Below are 13,480 nucleotides of genomic sequence, written 5' to 3'. Positions count from 1 at the left end.
CGGGTCGCCTTCCGTGGCGGGCAGTAATGTCGGAGCCATGACTACGAATGGCACGAATGGCAGTGACAGCGCGGCCAAGCCGCCCGCCAAGGACCCCTGGGACCTCCCCGACGTCTCCGGGCTGACCGTCGGCGTGCTCGGCGGCACCGGACCGCAGGGGCGCGGCCTCGCCTACCGGTTCGCCCGCGCCGGGCAGCAGGTGATCATCGGTTCCCGGGCCGCCGACCGCGCGCGCAGCGCCGCCGAGGAGCTGGGCCACGGCGTCGAGGGCGCGGACAACGCGGAGTGCGCGCGCCGCAGCGACGTGGTGATCGTCGCCGTGCCGTGGGACGGCCACGCCAAGACCCTGGAGTCGCTGCGGGACGAGCTCGCGGGCAAGCTCGTCATCGACTGCGTCAACCCGCTCGGCTTCGACAAGAAGGGCGCCTACGCGCTGAAGCCCGAGGAGGGCAGCGCCGCCGAGCAGGCCGCCGCCCTGCTGCCGGAGTCCCGGGTCACCGCCGCCTTCCACCACCTCTCGGCGGTGCTGTTGCAGGACGAGGCCATCGAGGAGATCGACACCGATGTGCTGGTGCTGGGCGAGGCCCGCGCCGACACCGACCTCGTACAGGCGCTGGCGGGCCGGATCCCCGGCATGCGCGGCATCTTCGCCGGACGGCTGCGCAACGCGCACCAGGTCGAGTCGCTGGTCGCCAACCTGATCTCGGTCAACCGCCGCTACAAGGCACACGCGGGGCTCCGTACCACCGACGTCTGAGCCGGACCCGCCACCGGCCGTCCGGGCCCGGGCCGCTCCCGGGCCCACCCTGCGGCGAGCGAAAAGGGGCATGGGGGACACTGGACGGGACCGCGCACCGCCCCCGACAGGAGCCGCCCCCATGCCCCGACTCGCTCTCTACGCCATCACCGTCTGTGTCCTGGCCGTCGTCGCGGCCGTGATCTCGTTCGCCCAGGGCAACCTGCTGGGGATCGTCTGGGTGCTGCTGGCCGGGCTCTCGTCGAACATGGCGTGGTTCTACGTACGGCGGCACCGCGCGCAGACCGCGGGCTGAGGGCCGGCCCGCCGGTCACGCGGCGAAGGCACAGACCGGGTACTCCCGGTTCCAGTTCTCCCAGAACTGATAGGCCGCGCGGCCGCACTCCGTCTGGGTTCCGCTCACGCCCAGTGAGTCCAGCAGGCCGCGGACCGCGTCGAAGAAGACGTGGTTGATCTCCGGGATCCACAGCACGCCGAACACCGCGAGCAGCCCGAACTGCGCGAACGGCTCCACCCGGCGCCGGATCCGGTACGGCAGCCAGGGCTCGATCACCCCGTACCCGTCCAGCCCGGGGACCGGCAGCAGGTTCAGGATCGCCGCGGTGACCTGGAGCAGGGCCAGGAACGCCAGCGCGTACCGGAACTCCCTCGGGACACCGTCCAGCGCGTGCAGCCAGAACGGAGCCGTGCACACCAGCGCGAACAGTACGTTCGTCAGCGGGCCCGCCGCCGAGATCAGGCTGTGCTTCCACCGCCCGTGGATCCGTCCCCGCTCGATGAAGACCGCGCCGCCGGGCAGACCGATACCGCCCATGATCACGAACAGCACCGGCAGCACGATGCTGAGCAGGGCGTGTGTGTAGGCGAGCGGATTGAGGCTGAGGTAGCCCTTCGCACCGACCGAGAGGTCCCCGCTGTGCAGCGCGGTGCGGGCGTGCGCGTACTCGTGCAGGCAGAGCGAGACCACCCACGCCGCCGTGACGAAGACGAAGACCGCGAGCCCGTACGGATACCCGGTGTCCGTCCACACCGCCCAGCCCGACACCGCCGTCACGGCGGCGATCCCGAGGAAGACCGGGCTGATCCGCCGGTCGCTGCGGGCGCTTGCGGTGGTCATCGGCGAACTCCTGACGGGCGGCCGGAAGAGAACGGCGCGGCGGGCGGCGAGCCCGACCGTACCGCCGACACGTCACAAACGTCTCGCGTCCGGGCGATGGTTCCGGAAAGGGTGGGGGCATGACGAGCGATCCGGAACACCGCGCACAGGGGTACGGGCGGACAGGTGTGCGCCTGTCGATCCCATTCACGGAGAATGGGCCGGTGCGCTACTGCATCCTCGGAACCACCCGGGCACTCCGCGACGACGGCACGGCCGTCACCATCGGCGGTGCGCGGCTGCGCGCCCTGCTCACCGTCCTCGCCCTGCGACCCGGCCGCGTCGTCCCCGCCACCGTCCTCGTCGACGAGGTGTGGGACGGCGAGCCGCCCGCCGACGCGGTGGGCGCCCTCCAGGCGCTCGTCGGCCGGCTCCGGCGCGCCCTCGGCCACGACGCGATCGTCTCCGCGGACAGCGGCTACCGCCTGGCCGCCGAGCCGGACGCCATCGACCTCCACCGCTTCGAGCGGCTCGCGGGGGAGGGTGCTCGGGCACTGGAGGAGAGCGACCCGGTGAAGGCCCGGACCCTGCTCGACGACGCGCTCGCCCTGTGGCGCGGCCCCGTCCTGGCCGATCTGCCCGACCGCCTGACCGCCGCCGCCCGCTGGGAGGCCCGGCGGCTGGACGCCCGCCGCAACCGGCTCCGCGCGGTCCTCGTGCTCGGCCGCCCGGACGAGGCCCTGCCCGAACTGGCCGCGCTGTGCGCCGAGCATCCGATCGACGAACCCCTCCATGCACTGCGGCTGCGCGCCCTGCGCGACGCCGGGCGCACCGCCCAGGCGCTGGCCGCCTACGACGAGGTGCGCACCGTCCTCGCCGACCGCCTCGGCACCGACCCCGGGCCCGAACTGCGCGCACTCCACGCCGAACTGCTCCGCCAGGACCCGCCCGCCCCGCCCGCACCGGACGCGGTGGCCGCCCCCGCCGCTCCATCAGCCGGTTCCCGCCCCGCGGCCCCCTCGGCCGCCGCCGCACCGTACGGCAACCTCCGGGCCAGGCTCACCAGTTTCGTCGGGCGCGAGGACGACATCGCGACCCTGGGCGAGGACCTCGCGCACGCCCGGCTCGTCACCCTCCTGGGCCCCGGCGGCGCGGGCAAGACCCGGCTCTCCCAGGAGACCGCCGAATCCGTCGCGGACGCCTGGCCGGACGGCGTCTGGCTGGCCGAACTCGCCCCCGTCGACGATCCCGAGTCGGTGCCGGAGGCCGTACTGACCGCGCTCGGCGCCCGCGAGACCGTGCTGCGCGGCGCCGGCGCCGAGGAGCTCAGGGTCGCCGAGGGGAACGTGAACGACCCCCTGGCACGCCTCACCGAGCACTGTTCCCGGCGCCACATGCTGCTGCTCCTGGACAACTGCGAACACGTCATCGACGCGGCCGCCGCCCTCGCCGACCACCTGCTCGCCCACTGCCCGCACCTCACCGTGCTCGCCACCAGCCGTGAACCCCTCGGCGTCCCCGGCGAGTTCGTCCGCCCCGTCGAACCGCTGCCGGACCCGACGGCGCTGCGCCTGCTCGCCGACCGCGGCGCCGCCGCCCGGCCGGGCTTCCGGACCGACGCGGACGAGGAGACCGCGGCCGCCGCGGCGGAGATCTGCCGCCGCCTGGACGGACTGCCGCTCGCCATCGAACTCGCCGCCGCCCGGCTGCGGATGCTCACCCCGCGCCAGATCGCCGACCGGCTCGACGACCGGTTCCGCCTGCTCACCAGCGGAGCCCGCACCGTACTGCCCCGTCAGCAGACCCTGCGCGCCGTCGTCGACTGGTCCTGGGACCTCCTCGACGCGTCGGAACGCGCCGTGCTGCGCAGGCTCTCCGTCTTCGCGGGCGGCTGCACCCTCGCAGCCGCCGAGGCGGTCTGCGCGGACGGGCCGCAGGGCGCCCGAGAGGTCGCCGGACTGCTCGGCTCCCTGGTCGACAAGTCGCTCGTCGTCGCCGCGCCCGCCGAGGACGGCGAGATGCGCTACCGGCTGCTGGAGACCGTCGGCGAGTACGCCGCCGCACGGCTCGACGAAGCGACGGAGCGGGAACCCGTGGTCCGGCGCCACCTGGTGTTCTACCGGGAGCTGGTCCGTACCACCGAACCCGAACTCCGCGGCGCCGGACAGCGGCCCGCCATCGCGCTCCTGGAGCGCGAGTACGAGAACATCCGCACCGCCCTGCGGCACGCCGTCGCCACCCGCGACGAGCAGGAGGTGCTCTGCATGGTGCTCTCGCTGTGCTGGTACTGGCAGATGCGCGAACTGCGCACCGACGCCCTGCACTGGGCCGAGGCGGCCGCCGCGCTGGGCCCCGACCCCTTCGCCCCGCCCGTCGGGACCGCGGCCGTCGAACCGGCGCCCTCCATCCACGAACGCTGCACCGACGCGCCGCCGCCGATGGGGCCCGAACTGCTCGGCGAGGCACGGCGCCAGGTGGCCCTGGTCCAACTGGTCAGCACGGACCACTCCAAGGACGCCTGGGCCGACGACGAGAGCATGGCCCGGCTGCGGGTCATCGCGAGCACCTACCGGGCCGGCCAGCCGCAGACCTGCCGGGTTCCGGCATCGCTCTGGTTCTTCGCGGTCGTGCTCACCGGCGAGGTCGCCGACCTGCCGCGACTGCTGGACGAAACGGTCCGCGCCTGCCGGGAGTTCGGTTACGAATGGGAGCTCGCCGAAGCCCTCCAGATGCGCGCCAACGTGCTGGCCAACCGGCCCGAATGGGCGGGCGAGGCACGCACGGACGCCGACGAGAGCCTGCGCATCTTCAGCCGGATCGGTGACGACTGGGGCGCCGCCGAATCGCTCTCCTCCCGCGGGGAGGCCTATGAGCGGCGGGGCGAGTACGCCCTGGCGGCCGAGGACTTCCGGGCCGCGATCGGCTACGCCCGGAAGCTGGGCGCCCAGTCCCAGGTGGCGGTCCTGCGCACCCGGCACGCGGCCGTGCTCACCGAACTGGGGCGCGGCGCCGAGGGCGAGCAGGTCCTGCGCGAGGTGCTCGCCGAGGGGCGTCGGGCGGGACACGGGGCGGTGCCCTTCGCCCGGCTCCATCTGGTCATGTGGCTGGGCCGCAGTGGCCGCATCGGCGAGGCGCGCGAGCAACTGGAGGCGCTGCGCGAGGACTTCCAGTACGACACCAGGGCGGTCTTCGAAGGGGTGGTGCTGGGCGCGAGGGCCTGGCTGGACAACCAGGACGGGCTGTACGAGCAGGCCCTGCCCCAGGGCCTGATGGCGCTGGAGCGGTCCAAGGACCGGCTGTCGCAGATGATGGCGCCCCAGATGTCCGTCATGCATCTCGTCGCCATCGCCCGCTCGCTGGCCGGCATCGGCGGCGAGCAGCGGGCCACCACCGCGGCCCGGCTGCTGGGGGCCGGCCGGGGGCTGCTGCCCGAGGGCCATGTGCGGACGACGATGGAGCTGGACGACTGGGCGCGGGCGGAGGAGCTGGCCGTCGCCGTGCTCGGCCGGGCCGGCTACGAGGCCGCGTACGCCGAGGGCGGCGGCCTCTCCCTGGAGGAGGCCACCGCCCTCGCGGACGCGTACCGGTGCTGAACCCGCGCCGGGTCAGCTCTTCTTGCGGAACTTGGCGACCGCGAGCGGGGCCATCACCGCGGTGATGACCACGGTCCAGCCGAGCGTCACCAGGACCGAGTGGGCGAGCGGGCCGCCCATCATCAGGGCCCGCGCGGCGTCGGCCAGGTTGGACAGCGGGTTGTAGTCGGTGAACGTCTGGAGCCAGCCGGGCATCGTCTTCGTCGGGGCGAAGATCGACGAGCCGAACTGGAGCGGCATCAGCACGAGCATCCCCATCCCCTGCACCGCCTGGGCCGTCTTCATGGTCAGTCCGAGCAGGATGAAGATCCACATGATGGCGGCACCGAACGCGGCCGACAGCGCGATCGCCCCGATCAGCCCGAGCACCGACTCCTGGAGCTCCATGCCGAGGGCGAAGCCCATGGCCAGCAGGATGAGGGTGGCGACCATCATCCGGCCCAGCTCGACCACTATCTTCGCGATGAGCACCGAGGAACGGGCGATCGGCATCGTCCGGAACCGGTCCATGACGCCCTTGCGGAAGTCGTCGTTGACACCGGAGCCGACCGCCATGGCGATGTTCATGCCCATCATCGCCATCAGGCCGGGGATCAGGTAGTTCAGATACTCCTGCCGGCCGCCGCCCATGCTGCCGCCGACCGATCCGCCGAAGACGTACACGAACAGCAGCGTGAAGATGACCGGCATCAGGAGCGCGTCGAACATCGACTCCGGATCCTTCTTGATCTGGAGCATGTTGCGCCGCACCAGCGCCCCGATGTGGCGCAGATTGTTCCGCAGCCCGATCCGGCCCTCGTCGTGGACCGCCCCGCCCCGGGCGGACGCGGTGGGTGTGGGCGTGGGTGTCAGAGTCGCCGTGCTCATGCCGCGACCTCCTCGGGAATCGTTTCGGTGGCGGAAGCGGACTTCTCGCCGGTGATGGCCAGGAAGACCTCGTCCAGGCTGGGCAGCGCGGTGGCGACGTGCGCCAGCGAGAAGCCCCGGGTGCCGAGCAGGCCTATGACGGAGGTCAGCTGCTCGTCGCTGAGGATCGGCACGTACAGCAGCCCCTCGTCCGGGACGGCCTGCGCGCCCGCGACGCCGTCCAGGCCGGCCTCCCGGATGGCCTGCGCCATCGCGGACAGCTGCGCCGGGTCCGACGGCCGCAGCTGCAGGGTGCGGCCGCCGACCTTCGCCTTCAGCTCGTCGACACCGCCGCGGGCGATGATCTTTCCCTTGTCGATGACGGTCAGCTCGTCGGCGAGCTGCTCGGCCTCTTCCATGTACTGGGTGGTGAGCAGCACGGTCGCCCCCTCCGCGACCATCCGCTGCACCTCGTCCCAGACCTCGTTACGGGTCCGGGGGTCCAGCCCCGTCGTCGGCTCGTCCAGGTACAGCACGGCCGGGTTGCCGATCATCGAGGCGGCCAGGTCGAGCCGGCGCCGCATGCCGCCGGAGTAGTCCATCGCGGCCTTCCTGGCCGCGTCGGTGAGCGAGAACCGCTCCAGCAGCTCATCGGCCCGGGAGCGGGCGGCCTTGCGGGACAGATCGAGCAGCCGCCCGATCATGTAGAGGTTCTCCCAGCCGGAGAGCTTCTCGTCGACCGAGGCGTACTGCCCGGTCAGACCGATGGTGCGGCGCAGCTGCCGGGGCTGCTTCACCACGTCGTAGCCCGCCACGGTGGCGTGCCCGGCGTCGGGGAGGATCAGGGTGGAGAGGCAGCGTACGAGCGTGGTCTTGCCCGCTCCGTTCGGGCCGAGGACACCGAGCACGGTGCCCTCGCGGACATCGAGGTCCACGCCGTCCAGAGCCTTGGTCGAGCCGTAGTGCTTGACCAGCCCCCGGACCTCGACGGCGTTCGAGCCGCTCCTGGGGTTCTTGTCGATTCGCGTCATGCCGACCATCAGACCAGCCGCCACCGACAGTCCGCCGACAGAGGGCCGACAGCCCGCCGATGGGGGATGTCGGCGGGCTGTCGGTGGTGCGGGCAGTGGTTCAGACGGAACGAGCCGGTGGAACCGCTGGAACTAGTGGAAGGTGTGCTCGGCGGCCGGGAAGGCGCCGCCCACGACCTCTTCCGCGAACTCCTTCGCCGCGTCGCCCAGCACCTTGCGCAGGTTCGCGTACTGCTTGGTGAAGCGCGGCACCTTGCCGCCGGTCAGCCCGACCATGTCGGTGTAGACCAGCACCTGGGCGTCCGTGTCGGGGCCGGCACCGATGCCGACCGTCGGGATGTGCAGGGTGCGGGTGACCTCGGCGGCCAGCTCGGCCGGTACGAGTTCCAGCACCACGGCGAACGCGCCCGCGTCCTGCACGGCCTTGGCGTCGCGCAGCATCTGCTGGGCGGCCTCCTCGCCGCGGCCCTGCACCCGGTAGCCCATCGCGTTGACGGACTGCGGGGTCAGGCCGATGTGCGCCATGACCGGGATGCCGGCGTCCACGAGCAGCTTGATCTGCTCGTGGCTCCGCTCGCCGCCCTCCAGCTTGACCGCACCGACGCCCGACTCCTTGATCAGCCGGGTGGCGTTGCGCAGGGCCTGGACGGGGCTCTCCTGGTACGACCCGAAGGGCAGGTCCGCCACGATCAGGGCACGCCTGGTGCCCCGTACGACGGCGGCGGAGAGGATCGCGATCTCGTCCATCGTGACGGGCACGGTGGTCTCGTAACCGAGGTGGCAGTTGCCCATGGAGTCGCCGACGAGCATGACCGGGATCCCGGCCTCGTCGAAGACGGACGCGGTCATCGCGTCGTAGGCGGTGAGCATGGGCCACTTCTCGCCGCGCTCGGTGGCGGCGGCGATGTCATGGATGGAGATGCGGCGGGTGCTCTTGCCTCCGTACAGCGCCTTGCTGCTGTCGGTGGGAGTACCCGCGGGGGTTGTTGCGGACTGATTCCGCGCAGCCTGAAGCGACATTGCCAACGGCTCCTTCGTCATCTCGAGGCGCCCTGACGGCGTCCCCGGACCGGTTCCATGGTGGCATCCCGCGACGGTCCACGGGAAGTGGGCCCGCGCACACCCTTGACCGAGGCTCCACCGGTGGACGCTTTTCCAATACGAGACGGTCTCGTATCGAAATCGGATAAGCTCCGTTCCATGTCGATACCGTCCGGTGCTCGCGCTGACGCGTCCCAGATCCCGGAGGCGGTCCACCGTCGCCGCTGGGCGATCCTCGTCGTCCTGATGTTCAGCCTGCTGATCGTCGTGCTGGACAACTCGATCCTGAACGTCGCGGTCAAGACCATCGCCAGCCCCGCGCCCACCGGCCTGGGCGCCACCCAGAGCCAGCTGGAGTGGGCGATCAACGCCTACACGCTCGTCTTCGCCGGACTCCTCTTCACCGCCGGCCTGCTCGGCGACCGCATCGGCCGCAAGAAGGTGCTGCTCTTCGGCATCCTGCTCTTCGGCACCGGCTCCGCGCTGGCGGCCATGTCCGGCTCGCCCGCCCAGCTGATCACCTGGCGCGCCCTGATGGGCTTCGGCGCCGCGTTCGTCATGCCTGCCACCCTCGCCGTCCTGATGAACGTCTTCGAGCGCGACGAACAGCCCAGGGCCATCGGCATATGGGCCGGCAGCGTCGGGGTGGCCATCGCGATCGGCCCGATCACCGGCGGGCTGCTGCTGGAGCACTTCTGGTGGGGCTCGATCTTCCTGGTCAACGTCCCCGTGGTGATCGTGGCGCTGATCGCGATGATGCTGCTGGTGCCGGACTCCAAGGACCCGAACCCCGGCCGGATCGACCCGCTCGGCGTGGTGCTCTCCATCGTCGGCCTGGTGCTGCTGGTGTACGGCATCATCCGCGGCGGCCAGCTCGCCGACTTCACCGACCCCGTGGTCCTCCTGTCGAGCCTCGGCGGCCTGCTCGTCCTGGCCGGGTTCGTCTGGCACGAGAAGCGCAGCACCCACCCGGCCATCGACATCTCGTACTTCAGGGAGCCGTCGTTCTCCGCGGCCGTCGCCGCCATAGCGCTGGTCTTCTTCGCGCTGATGGGAGTGACCTTCTTCTCCGCCTTCTACATGCAGAGCGTGCGCGGCTGGACCGCGCTGCAGGCGGGGATGATGCTGCTGCCGCTGGCCGCCACCCAGATGATCTTCGCCCCCCGCGCCCGGCTGCTCGTCGACCGCTTCGGCGCCCGCGCCACCTGCACCGGGGGCATGGTGCTGGTCGCCATCGGGCTGGCGGCGTTCGCGATGTTCGACGACACCACGCCGGTCTGGGTGCTGTGCCTGCTCTTCTTCGTCCAGGGCACCGGCATGGCGCATGTGATGACGCCGGTCACCGTCTCGGTGATGCAGGCGCTGCCCCGCGAGAAGGCCGGCTCCGGATCGGCCGTCAACAACACCTTCCGGCAGGTCGGCGGGGCGCTCGGGGTCGCCGTGCTCGGATCGGTGCTCTCCACCGTCTACCGGGGCGACATCGAGGGCCACCTCGGCGCGGTCCCGCCCGGCGCCCGGGAGGCGGCGGGGGAGTCGATCGAGGCGACGCTCGGCATCGCGGACAAGATGGGCCCGGCGGGCGCCCCGCTGATCGCCTCGGCGAACGACGCGTTCCTGAAGGCCATGCACGTCACCGCCATCGGCTCGGCGACCATCGCCCTGGTGGGCGCCCTGGTGGTCGCGCTCTTCCTGCCGGGGAAGCCGCCCGCCGAGGAGGGCCCCGACGGGTCGGGCCGGGGCGACCGGTCGGTGCGCGCGGCGGGGGCGGGCCGATGAGAGCGGCGACCCATCAGGACGAGAGCCGGACCGGCGTACGGGTACAGGCCCCGGCACCGCGCCGGGGCCGGCCGCGCAGCGCGGCGGCCGAGCGGGCGATCCTGGACGCCGTCGTCGAGCTGCTGGAGGCCGGTGAGCCCCTGGCGGCCCTGTCCATCGAGCGGATAGCCCGGACCGCGGGGGTGGGCAAGGCGACCATCTACCGGCGGTGGAGCGGCAAGGAAGAACTCTTCGTCGACGTACTGAGGGACATGGAGCCGCCGGAGCCCGCCGTCTCCGGCACCGCCGGGCTCGACGACCTGCGACTGCTGCTGGAGTCGCTGCGCAGGCGCGGCCTGGCCCAGCGCTCCTCGGTGCTGCTGCACAACGTCTTCGCGCAGATGAAGAGCCACCCCAAGCTGTGGGCCGAGTACCACAACAGCGTCATCGCGCCCCGCCGCGTCGCCATGCTGGCCGCCGTCCGGCGCGCGGTCGACGCCGGCGAACTCCGCGCGGACCTGGACGTGGGGCTGATGGACGACCTGTTCCTGGGGCCCATGCTCGTACGCACCATCCACCGGCCCGACGCGCCGCTGCCCGAGGACCTCGCCGACCGCATCGTGCAGGTCCTGGTCGAGGGCCTGGGGCCCGGCCGGGCACCCCGCCCGGCCGGCGACGCCTGACGATCCCGGACCCGGCCGCAGCCCGAACCCGCCCGAGTGTGATCGTTCTGTCACAAGCCCCCGCGAACCCCGCGTGGCCGGAACCCCACGGACCCCGCCCTTCGTCCTCGTGGCAGTACGGCCGTCGTCGACGGCAGGAAACCCGCCACGCATCGCCTAGGGTCGAGGGCGCGGCGAAATGCACGGCAAGGCAGTGAGGACAGCGCGATGGTGCAGGCGTACGGAGCGGACACCGGGAACGACCGTGCGGAGCCGGAACCGGAACGCACCGGGACGGGATCCCGCTTCCGGAACCTGCGCGAGCGGTGGACCCGTGACCCGGGCATCTGGCGGCGCGGCATCGTCCTCGCCCTGTGCTCGGTGCTCATCACCCTGGTGATGGCCTTCCACTCCAGGATCCCGAACACCATCGGCAACCTGGGCAGCCTCTCCGAGACGTTCCTGCCGTGGATCGGGGTGTTCGTCCCGGTGCTGCTGGTCCTGGGCCTGGTGCGCCGCTCGGCGACCGCGCTGATCGCCCTGCTGCTGCCGGCCGTGGTCTGGTTCAACGTGTTCGGCGGCCTGCTCACCGACAAGTCCGGCAGCGGCGGCGATCTCACCGTGGCCACCCACAACGTCAACGCCGACAACCCCGACCCCAAGGGCACCGCCCGGCAGGTCGCGGCCTCCGGCGCCGATGTGATCGCCCTGGAGGAGCTGCCGAGCGGCAAGGTGGCGACGTACGAGGCGGCGCTCGCCGACCGCTTCCCGTACCACTCGGTGCAGGGCACCGTCGGCCTGTGGAGCAAGTACCCGATGAGCGACACAGGGCCGGTCGACATCAAGATGGGCTGGACCCGGGCGATGCGCTCCACGGTGACCACCCCGAAGGGCGAGGTCGCCGTCTACGTGGCCCATCTGCCGTCCGTGCGCGTCAAGCTGCACGCCGGATTCACCGCCAACCAGCGCGACGACAGTGCGGACGCCCTGGGCGAGGCCATCGCCGACGAACGCCTCGGCAAGGTGATCCTGCTCGGCGACCTCAACGGCACGATGAACGACCGCTCGCTGAACGCGGTCACCGCCCAGATGCGCTCCACCCAGGGCGCGGCCGGCGACGGCTTCGGCTTCAGCTGGCCGGCCTCGTTCCCGATGGCCCGGATCGACCAGATCATGGTCAAGGGCGTCGAGCCGATGTCCTCCTGGACGCTCGGAGCGACCGAGAGCGACCATCTGCCCATCGTGGCGCGGGTCGAGCTGTGACGCGGTGAGCCGTTCCGTCACCCCGGGCGAACGCCGATGAAACGGTCCGTTCACCCGTCGGGACAAACCGTCTGAGAGAATTTGTTCCGTTTGGGAACCAAGGGCGTCCGGCGATGGAGCCGGCCCGGCCGCGCGCCGGTCCGCCCGGCTCCCCGGCTTCCCTGCGGAAAGGTCTCTCCACATGCCCCTGGCCCTGCTCGCACTCGCGGTGAGCGCCTTCGGCATCGGTACCACGGAGTTCGTGATGATGGGCCTGCTGCCCAATGTCGCGGACGACCTGGGTACCTCCGTACCCACCGCCGGGTACCTCGTCTCGGCGTACGCGATCGGTGTCGTGGTGGGGGCCCCGCTGCTCACCGCCGTCGGCTCGCGGATCCCGCGCAAGCGGATGCTCCTGCTGCTGATGGCCCTGTTCACGGTCGGCAACCTCGCCTCCGCGTTCGCCCCCGGTTTCGGCTGGCTGCTCGGCGGCCGGTTCCTGGCCGGGCTGCCGCACGGGGCGTTCTTCGGCGTCGGCGCGGTCGTCGCGGCCCGGCTGGTCCCCGAGGGGCGCCGGGCGCGGGCCGTGGCCACCATGTTCCTCGGGCTCACCGTCGCCAACATCGTCGGCGTCCCGGCGGCCACCCTGCTCGGCCAGCACCTCGGCTGGCGGGCCACCTTCCTGGTCGTCGCGGCGATCGGGCTGTGCGCTCTGGCGGCGCTCGCCCGGCTCGTACCGCAGGTGCCCGTCGACGCCCACCAGGGCCTGGGCCGGGAACTGCGCGCCCTCGGCGACCGTCAGGTGCTGCTCGGCCTGCTCACCGCCGTGTTCGGCTTCGCCGGGGTCTTCGCCGTGTACTCCTACCTCTCGGCCATGACCACGGAGGTGATGGGCTTCGGCGAGTCCGCGGTGACGCCGGTGCTCGCGCTCTTCGGCATCGGCATGACCCTCGGCGCCCTCGCGGCGGGACCGCTCACCGACCGGGCGCTGCGGCCGACGCTGTACGGATCGCTCGGCGCGCTCGCCGTCGTCCTCGCGGTCTTCCCGTTCGCCGTCCAGGTGCGGTGGGCCGCGCCGGTGCTGGTGGTGCTGCTCGGCGCGGTCGGCTTCATGACGACCACACCGCTCCAGATGCTGGTCATGAACAAGGCCAAGGACGCCCCGACCCTGGCGTCCGCCTCCAACCACTCCGCGTTCAACCTCGCCAACGCGGGAGGCGCGTGGCTGGGCGGCGCCGCGATCGCGGCGGGCTGGGGCTGGACCTCCCCGGCCCCGGTCGGCGCGGCCCTCGCGGTCGCGGGCCTGGCGGTCGCGGTCACGGCGGGCCTGCTGGACCGGGAACGCACACCGGAGGCGTCCAGGGTGGTGGCCCGTGCGGACGCGAGGCCCGCGCGGGAGGACGCCCCGGTGGACGCGCGTCGAAACGCGCCGGCGCGGTGACCGGCTCGGCCCGGTC

Annotated in this window: 11 protein-coding genes; 7 read left to right on the top strand and 4 right to left on the bottom strand. The window is 72.3% G+C overall.

Annotated features, from left to right (window positions below; translation table 11 throughout):
* The first annotated feature begins 37 nt into the window (after window positions 1-37).
* Complete coding sequence (gene npdG, locus ACFVH0_RS36205; RefSeq protein WP_385827320.1) at window positions 38-757, top strand: NADPH-dependent F420 reductase; 720 nt, start codon at window positions 38-40, stop codon at window positions 755-757.
* Window positions 758-878: 121 nt separating this feature from the next.
* Window positions 879-1,052, top strand: coding sequence for a hypothetical protein (locus ACFVH0_RS36200; protein ID WP_164495224.1), 174 nt, complete (start codon window positions 879-881; stop codon window positions 1,050-1,052).
* Between the two features lie 15 nt (window positions 1,053-1,067).
* Here ACFVH0_RS36200 and ACFVH0_RS36195 read toward each other — a convergent pair whose 3' ends face one another.
* Window positions 1,068-1,874, bottom strand: coding sequence for a site-2 protease family protein (locus ACFVH0_RS36195; protein WP_385827318.1), 807 nt, complete (start codon window positions 1,872-1,874; stop codon window positions 1,068-1,070).
* 203 nt (window positions 1,875-2,077) lie between these two features.
* Between ACFVH0_RS36195 and ACFVH0_RS36190 the strand changes: the two genes are divergently transcribed.
* Window positions 2,078-5,446 carry a BTAD domain-containing putative transcriptional regulator gene (locus ACFVH0_RS36190; RefSeq protein WP_385827353.1) on the top strand — a complete coding sequence of 1,123 codons (3,369 nt, stop codon included), beginning with the start codon at window positions 2,078-2,080 and terminating at the stop codon, window positions 5,444-5,446.
* Window positions 5,447-5,458: 12 nt separating this feature from the next.
* On the opposite strand, the gene ACFVH0_RS36185 is transcribed toward ACFVH0_RS36190, so the two are convergent.
* The 3 genes from ACFVH0_RS36185 to panB all read right to left on the bottom strand — a co-directional run bounded on the left by ACFVH0_RS36185 (window position 5,459) and on the right by panB (window position 8,343).
* Window positions 5,459-6,313 (bottom strand): ABC transporter permease, encoded by an 855-nt coding sequence (locus ACFVH0_RS36185; protein WP_385827316.1) that lies wholly within the window; start codon window positions 6,311-6,313, stop codon window positions 5,459-5,461.
* Window positions 6,310-7,332, bottom strand: a complete 1,023-nt coding sequence (locus ACFVH0_RS36180) for an ATP-binding cassette domain-containing protein (RefSeq protein WP_385827351.1) — start codon at window positions 7,330-7,332, stop codon at window positions 6,310-6,312. The genes ACFVH0_RS36185 and ACFVH0_RS36180 overlap by 4 nt, the downstream gene beginning before the upstream one ends.
* A gap of 123 nt (window positions 7,333-7,455) precedes the next feature.
* On the bottom strand, window positions 7,456-8,343 hold the full coding sequence (gene panB / locus ACFVH0_RS36175; protein WP_385827314.1) for a 3-methyl-2-oxobutanoate hydroxymethyltransferase: 888 nt from the start codon (window positions 8,341-8,343) through the stop codon (window positions 7,456-7,458).
* A 180-nt stretch (window positions 8,344-8,523) separates the two neighbouring features.
* On the opposite strand from panB, the gene ACFVH0_RS36170 reads away from it, so the two are divergent.
* From ACFVH0_RS36170 to ACFVH0_RS36155, 4 genes are all read left to right on the top strand, one after another.
* Window positions 8,524-10,140, top strand: a complete 1,617-nt coding sequence (locus ACFVH0_RS36170; protein ID WP_385827312.1) for an MFS transporter — start codon at window positions 8,524-8,526, stop codon at window positions 10,138-10,140.
* Window positions 10,137-10,802, top strand: a complete 666-nt coding sequence (locus tag ACFVH0_RS36165) for a TetR/AcrR family transcriptional regulator (protein ID WP_385827310.1) — start codon at window positions 10,137-10,139, stop codon at window positions 10,800-10,802. The genes ACFVH0_RS36170 and ACFVH0_RS36165 overlap by 4 nt, the downstream gene beginning before the upstream one ends.
* 207 nt (window positions 10,803-11,009) lie before the next feature.
* Complete coding sequence (locus tag ACFVH0_RS36160) at window positions 11,010-12,044, top strand: endonuclease/exonuclease/phosphatase family protein (RefSeq protein WP_385827308.1); 1,035 nt, start codon at window positions 11,010-11,012, stop codon at window positions 12,042-12,044.
* Window positions 12,045-12,225: 181 nt separating this feature from the next.
* Window positions 12,226-13,464: an MFS transporter gene (locus tag ACFVH0_RS36155; protein ID WP_385827306.1), complete on the top strand. Its 1,239-nt coding sequence runs from the start codon at window positions 12,226-12,228 to the stop codon at window positions 13,462-13,464.
* The last annotated feature ends 16 nt before the right edge of the window (window positions 13,465-13,480 follow it).

Source organism: Streptomyces sp. NPDC127117 (assembly GCF_042677325.1).
Lineage (GTDB): Bacteria > Actinomycetota > Actinomycetes > Streptomycetales > Streptomycetaceae > Streptomyces.
The sequence above is the reverse complement of the archived record's forward strand: the minus strand, read 5'-3'. Positions and strand labels throughout refer to the sequence as shown.

What these genes read in the sequence shown, in the direction of transcription:
- npdG (WP_385827320.1), top strand. Translation starts at nt 38, where the DNA reads ATGACTACGAATGGCACGAATGGCAGTGACAGCGCGGCCAAGCCGCCC.
- ACFVH0_RS36200 (WP_164495224.1), top strand. Translation starts at nt 879, where the DNA reads ATGCCCCGACTCGCTCTCTACGCCATCACCGTCTGTGTCCTGGCCGTC.
- ACFVH0_RS36195 (WP_385827318.1), bottom strand. Translation starts at nt 1,874, where the DNA reads ATGACCACCGCAAGCGCCCGCAGCGACCGGCGGATCAGCCCGGTCTTC.
- ACFVH0_RS36185 (WP_385827316.1), bottom strand. Translation starts at nt 6,313, where the DNA reads ATGAGCACGGCGACTCTGACACCCACGCCCACACCCACCGCGTCCGCC.
- ACFVH0_RS36180 (WP_385827351.1), bottom strand. Translation starts at nt 7,332, where the DNA reads ATGGTCGGCATGACGCGAATCGACAAGAACCCCAGGAGCGGCTCGAAC.
- panB (WP_385827314.1), bottom strand. Translation starts at nt 8,343, where the DNA reads ATGTCGCTTCAGGCTGCGCGGAATCAGTCCGCAACAACCCCCGCGGGT.
- ACFVH0_RS36170 (WP_385827312.1), top strand. Translation starts at nt 8,524, where the DNA reads ATGTCGATACCGTCCGGTGCTCGCGCTGACGCGTCCCAGATCCCGGAG.
- ACFVH0_RS36165 (WP_385827310.1), top strand. Translation starts at nt 10,137, where the DNA reads ATGAGAGCGGCGACCCATCAGGACGAGAGCCGGACCGGCGTACGGGTA.
- ACFVH0_RS36160 (WP_385827308.1), top strand. Translation starts at nt 11,010, where the DNA reads ATGGTGCAGGCGTACGGAGCGGACACCGGGAACGACCGTGCGGAGCCG.
- ACFVH0_RS36155 (WP_385827306.1), top strand. Translation starts at nt 12,226, where the DNA reads ATGCCCCTGGCCCTGCTCGCACTCGCGGTGAGCGCCTTCGGCATCGGT.